This window comes from Aeromicrobium erythreum (genome assembly GCF_001509405.1).
In the GTDB taxonomy this organism is placed as follows: Bacteria; Actinomycetota; Actinomycetes; order Propionibacteriales; family Nocardioidaceae; genus Aeromicrobium; species Aeromicrobium erythreum.
Genome location: NZ_CP011502.1, coordinates 2,097,775 through 2,115,043, shown reverse-complemented (window position 1 = coordinate 2,115,043; position 17,269 = coordinate 2,097,775). Strand labels below are relative to the sequence as shown.

The window sequence follows — 17,269 nt, the reverse complement described above, 5'->3', positions numbered from 1 at the left end:
ACGATCGTGTGACGACTCTTGTGGATTCCGTCGAGCGGGTGCAGAGTTCCTGCAACGAGTCGACGGGAGAGGAGCACCCATGGCGCAGGACGTGGGACCGGGAGCCGCCGACGTGGCCCCCACGGGCAGCAAGGGTCTGAAGGCCAACGCGATCGGCTTCTGGGAAGGCCTGTCGATCGGGCTCGACGCGACCGCACCGGCGTACTCGATCGCCGCCGTGCTCGGCTCGATGGTGGTGGTGGCGGGCATCCACGCCCCGGCGGTGCTGTGGCTGTCGTTCGTGCCGATGTTCCTCATCGCCGGTGCGTTCCTGTACATGAACCGGGCCGACACCGACTGCGGCACCACGTTCTCGTGGGTCACCCGCGCGATGGGCCCGTGGATCGGCTGGATGGGCGGCTGGGCCGTCTTCACCACCGGCGTGCTGGTGATCGGCTCCCTCGCCGACGTCGCCGCGCGCTACCTCTTCGTCATGGTCGGCGCCGACTCGCTGGCCGCCAACCGCCCGGTCGTCGTGACGATCGCCGTGGCCATCGTCGTCGTCATGACGTGGCTGTGCGTCCGCGGCACCGAGGCGTCGGCGAGGTTCCAGGTCTGGCTCGTCTTCGCGCAGGTCGGCGCGCTGCTCCTCTTCGTCGGCGTCGCCGCCGTGCGGCTCGCGACCGGCTCGCTGCCCGCCGGCGCGACGACGCCGAGCTGGAGCTGGCTCAGCCCCGCCGGACTCGACTCCCACGAGCTCGTCAGCGGCCTGCTCATCGGCGTCTTCATCTATTGGGGCTGGGAGAGCGCGGTGAACCTCTCCGAGGAGTCGACCGACGGCGACACCACGCCCGGCCGCGCCGGCATCTGGAGCACGGTCATCCTCGTCGCGACCTACCTGGGCGTCGGGATCGTGACCATCGCCGCCGGAGGCGTCGACTTCGTCACCGGCTACGAGGACGACGACGCGCTGTTCGGTGCCGTCGGCGACCTCGTCATGGGTCCGTTCGCCTTCGTGCTGCTGCTCTCGATCATCACCTCGGGCATCGCCTCGACGCAGACGACCATCCTCCCCGCGTCGCGTGTGTCGCTCTCGATGGCGAGCGCCGGGGCGTTCCCGAAGGTGTTCGCCCGCATCCACGAGCGGTACGGGACGCCGTCGTTCAGCACGTGGTTCATCGGCGCCGTGGCCATCGCATGGTACGTCGGCGCGAGCGCGATCAGCGACAACTTCCTGTTCGACTCGATCTCGGCGCTGTCGCTGATGATCGCCTTCTACTACGGCCTCACCGGACTGGCGTGCGCCATCTACTGGCGTCGGCGGCTCTTCACGTCGGTCAAGGCGTTCCTGTTCATCGGCGTGGGGCCGCTCGTCGGCGCCGGCACCCTGTTCTACCTCCTGTACGAGTCCGTGCTCGACCTCTCCGACCCGGGCGCCTCCTACAGCGGCTCGTCGGTGCTCGGCGTCGGGCTGCCGCTCGCCATCGCCGTCGTCTTCCTGGTGCTCGGCCTCGTGCTCATGGTCGTCTGGCGGTTCACCGTCGGCGCCACCTTCTTCACGCGCAAGGGCTTCGAGACCGTCTCCGACGAGGTGGCGCTGGCGGCGCTCGGCCCGACGCGTCCCGGCGCGGCCCTCGACTGAGTCGTCGCCGCACCCCGCCCCCTGCTCACCACCCCGCCCCACCACTGCACACCGTCCCGACCCGGGACACCTCCGAGGAGAGACATGAAGATCCTGCTGGTCGGCTCCGGCGGCGTCGGCGCCGCCTTCACGGCCATCGCCGCACGTCGCGACTTCTTCGAGCTCGTGGTCGTCGCCGACTACGACGAGTCGCGCGCCCGTGCCGCCGTCGACGCCCTCGACGACGACCGCTTCGTGGCAGCCCGCGTCGACGCGTCGTCGGCCGACGACGTCGCGGCCCTGTGCCGTGAGCACGACGTCACCCACGTCATGAACGCCGTCGACCCACGGTTCGTCATGTCGATCTTCGACGGCGCCTTCGCCGCCGGCGCCGACTACCTCGACATGGCGATGTCGCTGTCGACGCGCCACCCCGAGGAGCCCTACGCGAAGGTCGGGAAGAAGCTCGGCGACGACCAGTTCGCCGTCGCCGACCAGTGGGAGTCGGCCGGTCGTCTCGCCCTCGTCGGCATGGGCGTGGAGCCTGGCCTCTCCGACGTGTTCGCCCGGTACGCGGCCGACCACCTGTTCAGCGAGATCCGTGACCTGGGCACCCGCGACGGCGCCAACCTGGCGGTGCACGACGAGCACGGCAACGAGGTGTTCGCGCCGTCCTTCTCGATCTGGACGACGATCGAGGAGTGCCTCAACCCGCCCGTCGTCTGGGAGAAGGCGCGCGCCGACGAGCCCGACGGCGGCTGGTTCGTGACGCCGCCGTTCTCCGAGCCCGAGGTGTTCGACTTCCCCGAGGGCATCGGGCCCGTCGAGTGCGTCAACGTCGAGCACGAGGAGGTGCTCCTCATGCCGCGCTGGGTCGACGCCGAGCGGGTGACGTTCAAGTACGGGCTGGGGGAGGACTTCATCAACGTCCTCAAGGCCCTGCACGACGTCGGGCTCGACAGCACCACCCCCGTCCGCGTGCCGTCGGCAGGCGGACCCGTCGAGGTCTCGCCCCGTGACGTCGTCGCCGCCTGCCTGCCCGACCCCGCGACCATCGGCCCACGCATGACCGGCAAGACCTGCGCCGGGCTCTGGGTCACCGGCATCGGCAAGGACGGGCAGGAGCGCGAGACGTACCTGTACCACGTCGTCGACAACGAGTGGGCGATGCAGGAGTACGGCCACCAGTGCGTCGTGTGGCAGACCGCCGTGAACCCCGTAGTCGCGCTCGAGCTGCTCGCCGACGGCACCTGGAGCGGGGCGGGCGTGCTCGGTCCCGAGGCCTTCGACGCGGTGCCGTTCCTGGAGCTGCTCACCGCCTACGGCTCCCCGTGGGGCCAGCGGGACTCCTGATCCCGCGCAGGCCCTAGGGTGTGGCCAAGCAGAACGGCCCAGTCGTAGGGGTCGTCGGGACCAGAATGGAGCACCGCCATGTCCGTCACCGTGCACGTCGCCGCCGAGGCGGGGGCCGAGGCCGCACCCCAGACCGTCGACGAGGGGACGAAGGCGTGGCAGCTCTTCGCCGAGCAGCCCGACGTCGTCGCCGCGCGCATCGACGGCGACCTGCGTGACCTGTCGACGCTGCTCGTCGAGGGCCAGACCGTGGTCCCGGTGACGCTCGACAGCCCCGACGGCCTCGACATCCTGCGCCACTCCACCGCCCACGTGATGGCGCAGGCCGTGCAGGAGCTGTTCCCGGAGGCCAAGCTCGGCATCGGCCCGCCGATCACCGACGGCTTCTACTACGACTTCGACGTCGCCGAGCCGTTCAAGCCCGAGGACCTGCAGGCCATCGAGTCGCGCATGAAGAAGATCGTCAAGGAGGGCCAGCGCTTCGACCGCCGCGAGATCAGCGACGACGCCGCGCGCGAGGAGCTCGCCGACGAGCCGTACAAGCTCGAGCTCATCGGCCTGAAGTCGAGCGCCGGCTCCACCGAGGGCGCGAGCGTCGAGGTCGGCGAGGGCGGCCTCAGCATCTACGACAACGTCAAGCGCGACGGATCGCTGGCCTGGAAGGACCTCTGCCGGGGCCCGCACCTGCCCACGACCAAGCGCATCCCCGCCTTCCGGCTCATGCGCTCGGCCGCCGCGTACTGGCGCGGCGACGAGAAGAACAAGCAGCTGCAGCGCATCTACGGCACCGCCTGGCCCACCAAGGAGGCGCAGGAGGAGTACCTGCACCGCCTCGAGGAGGCGCAGCGTCGCGACCACCGCCGCCTCGGCACCGAGCTCGACCTGTTCTCCTTCCCCGACGAGATCGGCTCCGGCCTGCCCGTCTTCCACCCGCGCGGTGGCGTGATCAAGCGCGAGATGGAGGACTACGTCCGTCGTCGGCACATCGAGGAGGGCTTCGAGTACGTCGGCACCCCGCACATCGCCAAGGAGGGCCTGTTCCACACGTCGGGCCACCTGCCGTACTACGGCGAGGGGATGTTCCCGGCGCTCGACGTCGACGGCCAGGACTACCGCCTCAAGGCGATGAACTGCCCGATGCACAACATCATCTACCGCTCCCGGCAGCGCTCCTACCGCGAGCTGCCGCTGCGCTTCTTCGAGTTCGGGCACGTGTACCGCAACGAGAAGTCCGGCGTCATCCACGGCCTCACGCGCGTGCGCGGCTTCGCGCAGGACGACTCGCACTCCTACGTCACCCCCGAGCAGGCGCCCGACGAGGTGCGTCACCTGCTGAACTTCATGCTCAGCCTGCTGCGCGACTTCGGCCTCGACGACTTCTACCTCGAGCTGTCGACCCGCGACGCGTCGAAGGACAAGTTCATCGGGTCCGACGAGGACTGGGAGCTCGCCACGCAGGTGCTCGCCGACGTGGCCGCGGAGACCGGGATCGAGCTCGTGCCCGACCCGGGCGGCGCGGCCTACTACGGCCCGAAGATCTCGGTGCAGGCGCGCGACGCGATCGGTCGCACCTGGCAGATGGGCACGGTGCAGTACGACTTCAACCAGCCGTCGCCGGAGCGGTTCAACCTGGAGTACGTGGCCGCCGACGGCACGCGCCAGCAGCCGGTGATGATCCACTCGGCGAAGTTCGGCTCGATCGAGCGGTTCCTCGGCGTGCTCGTCGAGCACTACGCCGGCGCCTTCCCTCCGTGGCTCGCGCCCGTCCAGGCGGTCGGCATCCCGGTCGCCGAGCGGCACTCGGACTACCTGCACACGCTGGGCCAGCGGCTCCGCGGTGCGGGCATCCGCTTCGAGGTCGACGACTCCGACGAGCGCATGCAGAAGAAGATCCGCACCGCCCAGACGCAGAAGGTGCCCTTCATGCTGCTCGTCGGCGACCGCGACATCGAGGCCGACGCCGTCTCGTTCCGCTACCGCAACGGCGAGCAGGAGAACGGGGTGCCCGTCGACGACGCGGTGCGCCGCATCCTCGAGGCCGTGGCGTCGCGCGAGCAGGTCTGAGCAGCACCAGCACATCCGTACGGCTGTCGCCCTCGTTCCCCGTGATCCGGGGACGGGGGCGACGTCGTTGCCCTAGGGTCGCGCCGTGAGCAGATGCAGCTTCGCCGCCGTCGTCGAACGAGAGCTGGTCCGAGCGAGGGCCGTCCGAGGGTCGCTCGTCGTCTCCGGCTCCCGGAAAGTGCGTCGTCGGTGATCGGCTCGGCGCGGTCACGCTCGATCGTTCTTGGCGTCGCCCTCCTGCTCACCATCGGCCTTCTCGGGTCAGCGGCTGCCCCCGCGGACGCGGGGGATTCCTACATCGGCCCGGTCGGGCCGCGGACCCGATGCGTGGAGGGAACCGACCCGTTGCAGCTTCCCGTCGTGCGCTCCGTCGGGGCTGACGGGCCTCGCACCGGCCAGCTGATCCGGTGGGAGTACCGCACCAGCTCGAACGGTCCGTGGGTCTCCACGGACGCCGTTGCCGTGCGGGAGGACGGCCTGGCGGTCCCGCCGCCCGTGGAGGCCTCGCTGGGTGAGACGGGGCGAGGCCACGTCCGGTCCCTCGTCCTGGTCAAAGACACGTGGCACTACCTCGACGCCTCCGTCTTCTACCACCCTTCCCGCGCCGCCCTGCTGCGTGAGGCCTCGGTACAGATCAGCGAACCAACGACCAAGAAGTGGTCTCACGGCGTCGACGTGCTGGGGCTCTCGCCGCTCTACGAGGTGGCCGACGAGTCCGGAGCCTGCGCCGAGGCGCCAGCGCGCGACGTGCAGCTGGAGGTCTGGGCAACTCACGGGATCACGGGTCAGCGCACGCTGCTCGGCCGGGTCGACGTGAATCGTCGCGTCTGGAGCCTCATGACCTATCCGCCGACCACCGGCCCCTTCTCCCTCACCGTCGAGCAGGTCCGAGCCGGGCAACGGCGCCAGGTCGCCGACACCGCGAACGTCACCCTCGTTCCCGACGACACGCGACTGGGCGTCACGGTGCCGGAAGCACGAGCCCACTCGCTGGGTCGTCGCCGCCAGGACGTGTGGTGGATGCCCCGCGGGACGCGCTTCACGCTCGTGGTGACGCAGCATCAGCAGTACTGGCGTCCGGTCGAGCTCGACGGCGCCTCGAGGATCGTCACCGCGCGCTTCAGGGCGTGGGGTGCGCGGGCGGCCACGACCCTGTCCGACATCGTGCTGACTCGTGGCACCGACTTCCGCATCGGGCGACAGGATCACGTCATTCGCGGAGGTGGCCACGTCGAGCTCGCCTCCGCCGTTACCGCGACCGAGTCGGCGGGTCGGGTCGGTGCGGACGTCCGACTGCTGCCCCGCCCGTCGTTTCCCTCACGCACCACGCGAGCGCGGGCCTACCATCCCGTCACCCGCACCGTGACGGTGAAGGACGGAGCGGGACTGAAGGCGTGGCTCGAGCTGAGGACCCGGGACGGGTGGTCGCCCGCCGGGCGGGAGCGCACGATCGGCAAGGACGGTCGGGTCCGCCTCCGCCTCGACAACGACACTCGACGCACGCGACAGTACCGACTCACCATCTGGGCTCCGTCCTATGGCGGCGGACTGGAGCAGATCATGGTGGCGCGCGGTCGTTGGACCATCCGGAACCGCTGACCTCGCTCCACCGCGTCGGTCCCGGCAGCCGCGGTGAACCCCTCGTCTAGGGTGGTCGGGTGAGCCTCGACGACCGCCTGGAGCGTCTCTGGGTGCCGTACCGCATGTCCTACGTGCGCGGCGAGGAGCCCGAGCCCGACGACACGTGCCCCTTCTGCCGCATCGCGGCCGGGGGAGCGCAGTCCGAGCTCGTCGTGCACCGCGGTGCCACCTGCTTCGTCGTGCTCAACCTCTACCCGTACAACCCCGGGCACCTCATGGTCGTGCCGAACCGGCACGTCGCCGACTACACCGAGCTCACGGCCGACGAGACCGCCGAGGTCGCGGCCCTGACGCAGACGGCGTTGCGCACCATCCGCGCCGTGTCGGCGCCGCAGGGGTTCAACGTCGGCCTCAACCTGGGCGGCGTGGCCGGCGGGTCGCTGTCGCAGCACCTGCACCAGCACGTCGTCCCGCGCTGGTCGGGCGACGCCAACTTCATGACCGTGCTCGGCCGCACCAAGACGCTGCCGCAGCTGCTCGAGGACACCCGCGACCTGCTGGCCGAGGCCTGGCCCGCAGCCCCCACCACCACTTCGACCACCCTTGGGGACCTCTGATGCTCGAACGCTTCCGCCAGTTCTGGACCAACGTGTGGTCCCCGCTGGCCGACCTCCTGCTGCGCCTCGGCGTGAAGCCCGACCACGTGACCATCGTCGGCACGCTCGGCGTCAGCGCCGGCGCCCTGTGGTTCTTCCCGCGCGGGCAGTTCTTCATCGGCGTCATGGTGGTCACGGCGTTCGTGTTCAGCGACCTCATGGACGGCTACATGGCCCGCAAGTCCGGGCAGTCGTCGAAGTGGGGGGCGTTCCTGGACTCCACGCTGGACCGGGTCGGCGACGCGGCCGTCTTCGGCGGTCTGCTGCTCTACTACACGCGCCCCGACGCGGAGTCGACGCTCGGCCCGGCCGACCTGTACCTCGGCCTCAGCCTCGCCTGCCTCGTGCTCGGCAGCCTCACGTCGTACGCCCGCGCCCGCGCCGAGAGCCTCGGCATGCAGGCCAAGGGCGGCATCGCCGAGCGCGCCGACCGGCTCGTCGCCATCCTCGTCATGACCGGCTTCTCCGGCCTGCTCGACCTCCCGGTGCTGCGCGAGGTGACCCTGTGGGCCCTCGCCCTCGCCAGCCTCGTCACCGTCTTCCAGCGCATGGCGATCGTCCACCGCCAGGCCGTGCAACAGCCGGGCCTGGACGTCTGACGTCGTCGGCGCGGCTTCTCTCTCGGGAGGGGCTGCGCTGATGCGGCTTCGACTCGGGGTGGGGCTGCGTCGGCGCGGCTCTCTGCTGGGGTGGGGCTGCGCTGCCGCGGCTTCGACTCGTCCTGCGCTCCGCAAGGGCCTCGACCGGGCGGCTGGGAGCGGCGCTGGTCCGGGGTCTCGGGCTGCGGGTCGGTGTTGAGGGTCGAGCGGTGGGTTTGCCACCGAATCGTCGTCGGCGGTGGATCTGCCACCTTCTCAGCGCTGTACAGGTGGAGGATCCACCGCCGACGGGGCCAGACGTGGCAGAGGTTCCCCCTTCTCGTGGACCGTGCCACGGGAAGGGGGAAGCGCTGCCCACCCCACCCCCAAGGGCACCCACGATTCTTCCTTCGTGCGCTGAAGGTCGAACGCTTCTGCGTCGGTGACGGGATCCCGTAGTAGACGCAGAAGCCTTGGCCCCCCACGCACGAACGCAGAATCTTGCGTCCAACGAAGGCCACAGCCCGAGAACCAGAGCCGCCGCGCCACCCAGCCGCCCGGTCGAGGCGCTTTCGGAGACCACACCCAGCACGAGCCGAGGAAGCGCACCAGCAAGCCCAGACCCCCCGGGGCAGCGCACCAGCACGACGAGACCCCCCGCGGCAGCGCACCAGCACGACGAGACCCCCCGCGGCAGCGCACCAGCACGACGAGACCCCCCGCAGGCAGCGCACCAGCAAGCCCAGACCCCCCGCAGGCGGCGCACCAGCAAGACGAGACCCCCTGCGGCAGCGCACCACCAAGCCCCCGGCATCCGAGAACCATCACGAAGATGCGCCCAGAAACCATGACACCATCAATGTGACATTGGCCTTGACACATAGCGACCGCCGTCACATACTCGCGGTATGACCCTCATGGACGAGCAGGATCTCGACCGCACCCAGGAGAGCCTCGCGTCGCTCGCGACGCCCGAGTACGAGGCGACGCTCCGGGCCCTGTCGCAGGCGTCCGTCGACCGGAACTTCGACGCGTTCGTCGACGTCCCGTGGGACGACCCGGACTTCCGCATCGACCCCCACGACCGGCACTGGGTGCTCACCGAGGCCGACCCGCTCGGTCGCCACCCCTGGTACCAGAACCTGCCCATCGAGCGTCAGATCGAGATCGGGATGTGGCGCTACGCCAACATCTTCAAGGTGGGTCTGCAGTTCGAGAACCTGCTGATCCGCGGCATCATGCAGTACGTCTTCACCCGCCCGAACGGGTCGGCCGAGTTCCGCTACCTCACCCACGAGGCCACGGAGGAGTGCCACCACACGCAGATGTTCCAGGAGTGCGTCAACCGCATCGGCGCCGACGTCCCGGGCATGCCGCGCTGGATGCGGGCGCTCCACGGCGTCATCCCGCTGTTCGCGTCCCGCTACCCGCTCGGCTTCTTCATCGCGGTCCTGGCCGGCGAGGAGCCGATCGACCACACGCAGAAGCGGATGCTGCGCGAGGGCGCGAACCTGCCGCCGGTCATGCGACGCATCATGCAGATCCACGTCGCGGAGGAGGCACGCCACATCTCCTTCGCCCACGCCTACGTCATGCGCAGCGGCCCCCACCTCGGGAAGGTCGACCGCTGGATCATGTCGATGCTCTTCCCGATCATCATGCGCGTCGCCGGCGACCTCATCCTCGTGCCGCCGAAGGAGCTGCGCACCCAGATGGGCGTGCCGCAGGAGGTCATCGACGAGCTCTACTGGGACGCGCCCGAGTCCCGCGAGTTCCTCGCCGAGCTGTTCAGCGACGTGCGCATGCTGGCGGAGGAGTCGACGCTCATGACGCGCTCGTCGCGCCGCGTGTGGCGCTGGCTGAAGATCGACGGCCGCCCCTCGCGCTACCGCAGCGAGCCGCCGGCGCGGCTGACCGACCCGTCCCCGGTCGGTCCCTCCTGACGTGCCGCACGTCGTCACCCAGGCGTGCTGCGGCGACGCCGCCTGCGCCTTCGCCTGCCCGGTCAACTGCATCCACCCGACGCCCGACGAGCCCGACTTCGCCACGTCGGACATGGTCTACATCGACCCGCAGGCCTGCGTCGACTGCGGCGCGTGCGTCCGGGCGTGCCCCGTCGGCGCGATCAAGCCAGCGTCGCGGCTCACTCCCGACGAGCAGGTCTTCGTCGAGCTGAACGCGTTGTTCCACGTCGGGTCCGACGTCGGCAACGGGCTCGAGTCGCGCACCCGTCCGGCGCAGGCGCCCGTGCCGCCGGTCGTCCGGCTGCCGCCGGAACGCCGGCTCGACGTCGCCGTGGTCGGCGCGGGGCCCGCTGCGCTGTACGCCGCCGACGAGCTGCTGAAGCAGCGTGGTGTGCGGGTGACGGTCGTCGACCGGCTCCCCACGCCACACGGTCTCGTGCGCGCCGGCGTCGCGCCCGACCACCAGCACACGAAGGCCATCACCGACCTCTTCGCGCGCATCGAGGCGCAGCCCGGCTTCTCCTACGCGCTCGGGCTCGAGGTGGGCGTCGACGTCACCCACGAGCAGCTCCTGCAGCGCCACGACGCAGTCGTCTACGCCACGGGCGCGTCCGCCGACCGTCGCCTCGGGATCCCGGGGGAGGACCTGCCGGGCAACACCACCGCGACGGCCGTCGTCGCCTGGTACAACGGCCACCCCGACCACGTGGACATCCCGATCGACCTCGACGCCGAACGCACCGTGGTCGTCGGCAACGGGAACGTCGCCCTCGACGTCGCCCGCGTGCTCCTCAGCGACCCCGCGGAGCTGGCCCGCACCGACATCGCCGACCACGCCCTCGAGGCCCTGCGGACCAGCCGGCTGCGCTGCGTCGAGCTGGTCGCCCGACGCGGACCCGCCCAGGCGGCGTTCACCGTGCCCGAGCTCGTCGGGCTGCTGCACCACCCCGACGTCGACGTCGTCGTGCCGCAGCGCGACCTGCTCGACGGCGACGACGTGAAGAGCCGGCTGCTGCGCGAGGGCACCACGGCCGAACCGGTCGCGGGACGCCGCCACGTGCTCCTGCGCTTCCTCGCCGCCCCGGTCGAGGTGCTGGGGGAGGGTGCGGTCACGGGGGTGCGCCTCACCCGCACCCGCCTGGAGACCGACGTCGACGGCACCGTCCGCGCCGTGCCCACCGGCGAGCTCGACGACGTCGCCACCGCGTCGGTCCTGCGTTCGGTCGGCTACCGCTCGACGCCCGTGCCCGGGGTGCCGTTCGACCCGGTGGCGCACCGCATCCCGAACGTCGGCGGGCGCGTGCTCGACGCTCCCGACGGGGCGCTCCTGCCGCGCACCTACGTCGTCGGGTGGGCCAAGCGCGGCCCGACCGGCTTCATCGGCACCAACAAGTCGTGCTCGTTGGAGACTGTCAACCACCTCCTCGCCGACGTCGCGCTGGGCCGGCTCGACCCCGAGTCGGCTTCCGTGCCTCCTGGGCGGTCCGGCCGCGTGCAGGACCTCGCGGGGCTCGACCTGGACGCCTGGCGACGCCTCGACGCGCACGAGCGCGCCACCGGACGCGAGCAGGGCCGTCCGCGTCGCAAGGTCGTCGACCGGGCACGGATGCTGGACGTCGTGAACGGCGCCGCGAGCGCTCGATAGACTGGAGCCGTGAGCACCCCGCAGACCTCCCCGACCCCCGACGGCACCAGCACCCCCAGCGTCGGCACGGCCCGCGTCAAGCGCGGCATGGCCGAGATGCTGAAGGGCGGCGTCATCATGGACGTCGTCGACGCCGACCAGGCGCGCATCGCCGAGGACGCCGGCGCCGTGGCCGTCATGGCGCTCGAGCGCGTCCCGGCCGACATCCGTGCCCAGGGCGGCGTCGCGCGCATGAGCGACCCCGACCTCATCGACGGCATCATCGAGGCCGTCTCGATCCCGGTCATGGCGAAGGCGCGCATCGGCCACTTTGCCGAGGCGCAGGTGCTCCAGAGCCTCGGCGTCGACTACATCGACGAGTCCGAGGTCCTCACCCCGTCGGACTACGCCAACCACATCGACAAGTGGGCCTTCAACGTCCCGTTCGTGTGCGGTGCGACCAACCTCGGCGAGGCGCTGCGCCGGCTCACCGAGGGTGCGGCGTTCATCCGCTCCAAGGGCGAGGCCGGCACCGGTGACGTGTCGAACGCCGTCACGCACATCCGCAAGATCACCGGCGAGATCCGCCGCCTGCAGTCGCTGCGCGAGGACGAGCTGTACGTCGCGGCGAAGGAGCTGCAGGCGCCCTTCGAGCTGGTCAAGGAGGTCGCCGAGCTCGGCAAGCTGCCCGTCACCCTGTTCACCGCCGGCGGCATCGCCACGCCCGCCGACGCCGCGCTCGTGATGCAGCTCGGCTCGGAGGGCGTGTTCGTCGGCTCGGGCATCTTCAAGTCCGGCAACCCGCAGCAGCGCGCCGAGGCCATCGTCAAGGCCACGACGTTCTACGACGACCCCGACGTGGTCGCCAAGGTCTCCCGCGGCCTCGGGGAGGCGATGGTCGGCATCAACGTCGACGACATCCCCGAGCCGCACCGCCTCGCCGAGCGCGGCTGGTGACGACTCCCGCACGACCCTGACGGAGGACCCGGCGCCGGCGCCGGGTCCTCGGTCGTTCCCGGCCCCGAGGCGCGCCGGGCCCGGTGCCGCCCCGCCCCGACGGGTGATGACCCAGGGCGCGCTAGGCTGACGTCGTCGCCCCGGGATGGAGTGCTCGGAGCGGCTTCAGGGACTGCGTCACCAGGCCGGTGCGTGCGGTCCCGACCCCAGACCCGATCGGGAGGGATGCCGTGAGGGAGCGGCGGGGGTGTGAGGCGCTCAGCGCCCGCCCCCGCCTGCTGGGTCCTCTCCGACGTCACGCGCACCGGCGTCACTAGGCTGTCCCGGTGACCTCCCCGACCATCGGCGTCTTCGCCCTCCAGGGCGACGTCCGCGAGCACGTGCAGGCCCTCCAGGCGCTGGGGGCGGACGTCGTCGCCGTGCGCCGCGAGGAGGAGCTCGACCGGGTCGACGGCCTCGTGATCCCGGGCGGTGAGTCGACCACGATGATCAAGCTGGCCGACGTGTTCGGCGTGGCCGACGCGTTCCGCCGCCGGATCTCCGAGGGGCTGCCGACGTTCGGCACGTGCGCGGGCATGATCATGCTCGCCGACCGCATCGTCGACGGCGCCGACGGCCAGACCACGTTCGGCGGGCTCGACGTCACCGTCCGCCGCAACGCGTTCGGTCGCCAAGTCGACTCCTTCGAGGCGCAGGTGCCGTTCACGACCTTCCCGGACCCCGTCCACGCCGTGTTCATCCGGGCGCCGTGGGTGGAGCAGGTCGGGCCCGACGTCGAGGTGCTCGCCAGCGTCCCGGTCGTGCTGGACGCGGCGACGGACGACGACGACGAGCGAGCCGATAGGATCGTCGCGGTCCGGCAGGGTGCCCTGCTCGCGACGTCGTTCCACCCGGAGGTGGGGGACGACCTCCGCCTGCACCGCCTGTTCCTGGACCTCGTGGACATGTAGGGATCCGCCACCTGCCGAGGTGGCGCGGAAAGGGGCACGGGATGTCAGGCCACTCCAAGTGGGCGACGACCAAGCACAAGAAGGCCGCCATCGACGCCAAGCGCGGCAAGATGTTCGCCAAGCTGATCAAGACCATCGAGGTGGCGGCGCGTACCGGCGGGCCCGACCCCGACGGCAACCCGACCCTGTACGACGCCATCCAGAAGGCGAAGAAGTCGTCGGTCCCGAACGACAACATCGACCGTGCGGTCAAGCGCGGCGGCGGCATCGGCGGCGACGTGGTCGACTACACCACGATCATGTACGAGGTGTACGGGCCGAGCGGCGTCGCGCTCCTGGTGGAGTGCCTCACCGACAACAAGAACCGGGCCGCGATGGAGGTGCGCACCGCCGTGTCGCGCAACGGCGGGACGCTCGCCGACCCCGGCTCCGTCGCCTACCTGTTCCACCGCAAGGGTGTCGTGCAGGTGCCCGCGCAGGACACCACCGAGGACGACATCCTGCTGGCCGTGCTCGACGCCGGCGCCGAGGAGGTCAAGGACCACGGCGAGAGCTTCGAGGTGATCAGCGAGGCCTCCGACCTGGTCGCCGTCCGCTCCGCCCTCCAGGACGCCGGCCTCGACTACGACTCCGCCGAGGCCTCCTTCGTCCCCTCGGTCGAGGTGCCCGTCGACGTCGACGGCGCCAAGAAGGTCATCAAGCTCGTCGACGCCCTCGAGGACCTCGACGACGTCCAGAACGTCTTCTCCAACGTCGACATCAGCGACGACGTGCTCGCGGAGCTCGACGAGGACTGACGTCGGGGTCCCGTGCGGGGGCGTGGCTCGTTGCTGCGCTGCCTGCGGGGGATCGTGACCTGCTGCTGCGCTGCCGCAGGGGGTCTCGACCTGCTGGTGCGCTGCCTGCGGGGGTCGTGACCTGGTGCTGCGCTGCCTGCGGTCGTCGTGACCTTGCTGGTGCGCTGCCTCGGCCTTCGCTGGGGGTGGTCTCCGAAAGGGCCTCGACCGGCAGCGGGCCTGGGGCTGGTTTCGGGTCTCGGGGTCTGGCTTGGGTCTGTGGGTGACGCACGATTCTTCGATGCTGCGTCCATGGGCCACGGTTCTGCGTTTGCGCGTTCTATCGGTGGATTCTCAACTGCAGGAGCGCTTCTGCGGTTGAGAATCCACCGATAGGGGGGCCGCGTCGGAAAGATTCTGCTTTTGCGTGGACCGTTCCACGCGAACGCAGAATCTTGCGTCTCCCCAACGCAAAGAGCGCTCACGACTCTGCGTTCGCGCCTTCGAGGCCGAAGGCCTCTGCGTCCACGACGGGATCCCGTAGGCAACGCAGAAGCCTTGCCCTCCCGCACACGAACGCAGAAGCTTGCGTCGACCCCGTGCCGAAGCCACAGCCCGAGACCCCAGACCAGTGCGGTGCCAGCCGCCCGGTCGAGGCCCTCTCGGGGACCACACCGAGCGAACGCCGAGGCAGCGCACCAGCGGGTCAAGACCTCCTGCGACAGCGCACCAGCGGGTCGAGACTCCCGCAGGCAGCGCACCAGCAGGTCGAGACCCCCTGCGGCAGCACCCCCACCCCCAACCCCGGCGTGGCGTCCGCCCCGCCGTCCCGACAGCGCGTTATCGTTCGAACATGCGTTCCCCCACGCGCGTGCTCGCGGTCGATCCCGGGCTGACGCGGCTCGGTCTCGGTGTCGTGCAGGGCTCGGTCGGTCGGCCGCTGGAGATGGTGCACGTCGACGTGCTGCGCACGCCGGCCGACCTCGACACCGCTCGGCGTCTGCACCGGCTGGAGCAGGGGCTGGAGGAGGCAGTGCGGCTGCACCGGCCGCACGTGGTGGCCGTGGAGCGGGTGTTCAGCCAGAACAACGTCAGCACCGTCATGGGCACCGCGCAGGCGAGCGCGGTCGCGATGCTCGTGGCGGCGCGGCACGGTGTCGACGTCAAGCTGCACACGCCCAGCGAGGTCAAGGCGGCCGTCACGGGCAGCGGGCGCGCCGACAAGGCGCAGGTGGCGGCCATGGTGGTGCGGCTGCTGCGTCTCGCGGAGGCACCCAAGCCGGTCGACGCCACCGACGCGCTCGCCCTGGCCATCTGCCAGATCTGGCGTGGCGGCGCGCAGAACCGTCTGCAGCAGGCCCACGCCGCTGCCCAGCGCAAGGAGTCCCTCCGGTGATCGCCCACGTCCGCGGCCAGGTGGCCGCCCTCTCGCTCGACTCCGCCGTCATCGACGTGGGCGGCCTCGGCCACCTCGTGCACTGCACGCCCGGCACCATCGCCCGGCTGCGGCTGGGGGAGCAGGCCCAGCTCGCCACCACCTTGGTCGTCCGCGAGGACTCCCTGACCCTCTACGGGTTCGCCGACGCCGACGAGCGCGACATGTTCCTGCTGGTGCAGACCGCCAGCGGCATCGGGCCCAAGGTCGCCCTCGCGATGCTCGCCGTCCTCGCGCCCGACCGGCTGCGTCGCGCCATCGCCGAGTCCGACCACGCGGTGCTCACGTCGGTGCCCGGCATCGGCCGCAAGGGCGCCGAGCGGATCGTCGTCGAACTCAAGGACCGCGTCGGCCCCGCACCCGTCGCGACGTCCGGCGGCACCGGTGGCGACGGCGAGCCGTGGCGGGCCCAGGTGCTCGAGGCGCTGCAGAGCCTCGGCTGGTCCGCGCGCGACGCCGAGCGCGCCATCGACGCCGTGGCCGACTCCGCCGGCGACGAGCCCGACGTCGGGCAGCTGCTGCGCCTCGCCCTCCGATCCCTGTCCAAGGCGTGAGCGGCGTGCACGACGAGTACCGCGACTCCTTCACCGACCTCGACGCCGTCCTCGCCGAGGCCACCCCCGACGACCGCGCCTTCGACGCCGCCCTGCGCCCACGCACCCTCGAGGAGCTGGTCGGGCAGGAGCGGGTCCGCGAGCAGCTCTCCCTCGTGCTCGAGGCAGCGCAGCAGCGAGGCCGCACGCCCGACCACGTCCTGCTCTCCGGTCCTCCCGGCCTGGGCAAGACCACGATCGCGATGATCATCGCCCACCAGCTCGGCGCGCACCTGCGGCTCACCAGCGGTCCCGCCATCCAGCACGCCGGCGACCTCGCCGCCATCTTGTCCGGTGTCGACGAGGGCGACGTCCTCTTCATCGACGAGATCCACCGCATGTCACGGCCCGCCGAGGAGCTGCTGTACATGGCGATGGAGGACTTCCGGGTCGACGTCGTCGTCGGCAAGGGCCCGGGGGCGACGGCGATCCCGCTCGAGATCCCGCCGTTCACCGTCGTCGGCGCCACCACACGCGCCGGGCTCCTGCCCGGACCGCTGCGCGACCGGTTCGGCTTCACCGCGCAGCTCGACTACTACGAGGCCGCCGAGCTGCAACGGATCGTCGAACGGTCGGCCCGGCTGCTCGACCTCACCATCTCCGACGACGGCGCCCGCGAGATCGCCTCCCGTTCTCGGGGCACCCCGCGCATCGCCAACCGGCTGCTGCGGCGCGTCCGCGACTACGCCCAGGTCCGCGGCGACGGCACCGTCGGACACCCCGAGGCCCGCAAGGCCCTCGCCCTGTACGAGGTCGACGACCTCGGACTCGACCGGCTCGACCGCGCTGTGCTGCAGGCGCTCTGCGGCAGCTTCGGCGGGGGACCGGTCGGCATCAGCACCCTCGCCGTCGCCGTCGGCGAGGAGCGCGAGACCGTCGAGGAGCTCGCCGAGCCGTTCCTCGTCCGGCTCGGCTTCCTGGCGCGCACGCCGCGCGGTCGCATCGCGACCCCTGCCGCGTGGCGTCACCTCGGGCTCGCCGCGCCGGCCGACCCGGCGCAGCTCCCGCTCGACGACGCCTAGCTGCCGCGCGCCCACGGCGGGGCAGACGTCCGTCCCGACACGCCCTCGTGGAAGCATGGGAAGGGCCACGGTGCTTGGTTGCGTGTCTAAACTTCCTCCTGGCCCTGAGCCAGGTC

General features: G+C 71.1%; 14 protein-coding genes. All 14 read left to right on the top strand.

What is annotated here, in order from left to right:
• Nucleotides 1–79: 79 nt before the first annotated feature.
• The 14 genes from Aeryth_RS09930 to ruvB all read left to right on the top strand — a co-directional run bounded on the left by Aeryth_RS09930 (nucleotide 80) and on the right by ruvB (nucleotide 17,153).
• A complete protein-coding gene (locus tag Aeryth_RS09930) occupies nucleotides 80–1,621 on the top strand; it encodes an APC family permease (RefSeq protein ID WP_067857962.1) in 1,542 nt (513 codons plus the stop codon).
• 84 nt (nucleotides 1,622–1,705) lie between these two features.
• Nucleotides 1,706–2,953, top strand: coding sequence for a saccharopine dehydrogenase family protein (locus Aeryth_RS09925; protein ID WP_067857959.1), 1,248 nt, complete (start codon nucleotides 1,706–1,708; stop codon nucleotides 2,951–2,953).
• 78 nt (nucleotides 2,954–3,031) lie between these two features.
• Nucleotides 3,032–5,017, top strand: a complete 1,986-nt coding sequence (gene thrS, locus Aeryth_RS09920; RefSeq protein ID WP_067857956.1) for a threonine--tRNA ligase — start codon at nucleotides 3,032–3,034, stop codon at nucleotides 5,015–5,017.
• Nucleotides 5,018–5,344: 327 nt separating this feature from the next.
• Nucleotides 5,345–6,616 (top strand): hypothetical protein, encoded by a 1,272-nt coding sequence (locus tag Aeryth_RS09915; protein ID WP_144433743.1) that lies wholly within the window; start codon nucleotides 5,345–5,347, stop codon nucleotides 6,614–6,616.
• 59 nt (nucleotides 6,617–6,675) lie between these two features.
• Nucleotides 6,676–7,215, top strand: coding sequence for an HIT family protein (locus Aeryth_RS09910; RefSeq protein WP_067857951.1), 540 nt, complete (start codon nucleotides 6,676–6,678; stop codon nucleotides 7,213–7,215).
• Nucleotides 7,215–7,853 (top strand): phosphatidylinositol phosphate synthase, encoded by a 639-nt coding sequence (pgsA, locus tag Aeryth_RS09905; protein WP_067857948.1) that lies wholly within the window; start codon nucleotides 7,215–7,217, stop codon nucleotides 7,851–7,853. Before Aeryth_RS09910 ends, pgsA begins: the two co-directional genes overlap by 1 nt.
• Nucleotides 7,854–8,740: 887 nt before the next feature.
• On the top strand, nucleotides 8,741–9,775 hold the full coding sequence (locus tag Aeryth_RS09900) for an AurF N-oxygenase family protein (protein ID WP_067857945.1): 1,035 nt from the start codon (nucleotides 8,741–8,743) through the stop codon (nucleotides 9,773–9,775).
• A gap of 1 nt (nucleotide 9,776) precedes the next feature.
• A complete protein-coding gene (locus Aeryth_RS09895) occupies nucleotides 9,777–11,441 on the top strand; it encodes an FAD-dependent oxidoreductase (RefSeq protein WP_067857942.1) in 1,665 nt (554 codons plus the stop codon).
• Nucleotides 11,442–11,450: 9 nt separating this feature from the next.
• Nucleotides 11,451–12,377: a pyridoxal 5'-phosphate synthase lyase subunit PdxS gene (gene pdxS / locus Aeryth_RS09890; protein WP_067857939.1), complete on the top strand. Its 927-nt coding sequence runs from the start codon at nucleotides 11,451–11,453 to the stop codon at nucleotides 12,375–12,377.
• A gap of 326 nt (nucleotides 12,378–12,703) precedes the next feature.
• A complete protein-coding gene (pdxT, locus tag Aeryth_RS09885) occupies nucleotides 12,704–13,327 on the top strand; it encodes a pyridoxal 5'-phosphate synthase glutaminase subunit PdxT (protein WP_067857936.1) in 624 nt (207 codons plus the stop codon).
• 41 nt (nucleotides 13,328–13,368) lie between these two features.
• On the top strand, nucleotides 13,369–14,124 hold the full coding sequence (locus tag Aeryth_RS09880) for a YebC/PmpR family DNA-binding transcriptional regulator (protein WP_067857933.1): 756 nt from the start codon (nucleotides 13,369–13,371) through the stop codon (nucleotides 14,122–14,124).
• A gap of 832 nt (nucleotides 14,125–14,956) precedes the next feature.
• Nucleotides 14,957–15,499: a crossover junction endodeoxyribonuclease RuvC gene (locus Aeryth_RS09875; RefSeq protein WP_067857930.1), complete on the top strand. Its 543-nt coding sequence runs from the start codon at nucleotides 14,957–14,959 to the stop codon at nucleotides 15,497–15,499.
• Entirely contained in the window at nucleotides 15,496–16,092 is a 597-nt protein-coding gene (gene ruvA / locus Aeryth_RS09870) for a Holliday junction branch migration protein RuvA (protein ID WP_067857927.1), read from the top strand. The genes Aeryth_RS09875 and ruvA overlap by 4 nt, the downstream gene beginning before the upstream one ends.
• Nucleotides 16,093–16,097: 5 nt before the next feature.
• Nucleotides 16,098–17,153, top strand: coding sequence for a Holliday junction branch migration DNA helicase RuvB (gene ruvB, locus Aeryth_RS09865; RefSeq protein ID WP_067861586.1), 1,056 nt, complete (start codon nucleotides 16,098–16,100; stop codon nucleotides 17,151–17,153).
• Nucleotides 17,154–17,269: the final 116 nt, after the last annotated feature.

Excerpts from the sequence above, each read along its gene's own strand:
- Aeryth_RS09875 (WP_067857930.1), top strand. The coding sequence starts at position 14,957 with ATGCGTTCCCCCACGCGCGTGCTCGCGGTCGATCCCGGGCTGACGCGG.
- Aeryth_RS09880 (WP_067857933.1), top strand. The coding sequence starts at position 13,369 with ATGTCAGGCCACTCCAAGTGGGCGACGACCAAGCACAAGAAGGCCGCC.
- pgsA (WP_067857948.1), top strand. The coding sequence starts at position 7,215 with ATGCTCGAACGCTTCCGCCAGTTCTGGACCAACGTGTGGTCCCCGCTG.
- Aeryth_RS09900 (WP_067857945.1), top strand. The coding sequence starts at position 8,741 with ATGACCCTCATGGACGAGCAGGATCTCGACCGCACCCAGGAGAGCCTC.
- Aeryth_RS09925 (WP_067857959.1), top strand. The coding sequence starts at position 1,706 with ATGAAGATCCTGCTGGTCGGCTCCGGCGGCGTCGGCGCCGCCTTCACG.
- thrS (WP_067857956.1), top strand. The coding sequence starts at position 3,032 with ATGTCCGTCACCGTGCACGTCGCCGCCGAGGCGGGGGCCGAGGCCGCA.
- Aeryth_RS09930 (WP_067857962.1), top strand. The coding sequence starts at position 80 with ATGGCGCAGGACGTGGGACCGGGAGCCGCCGACGTGGCCCCCACGGGC.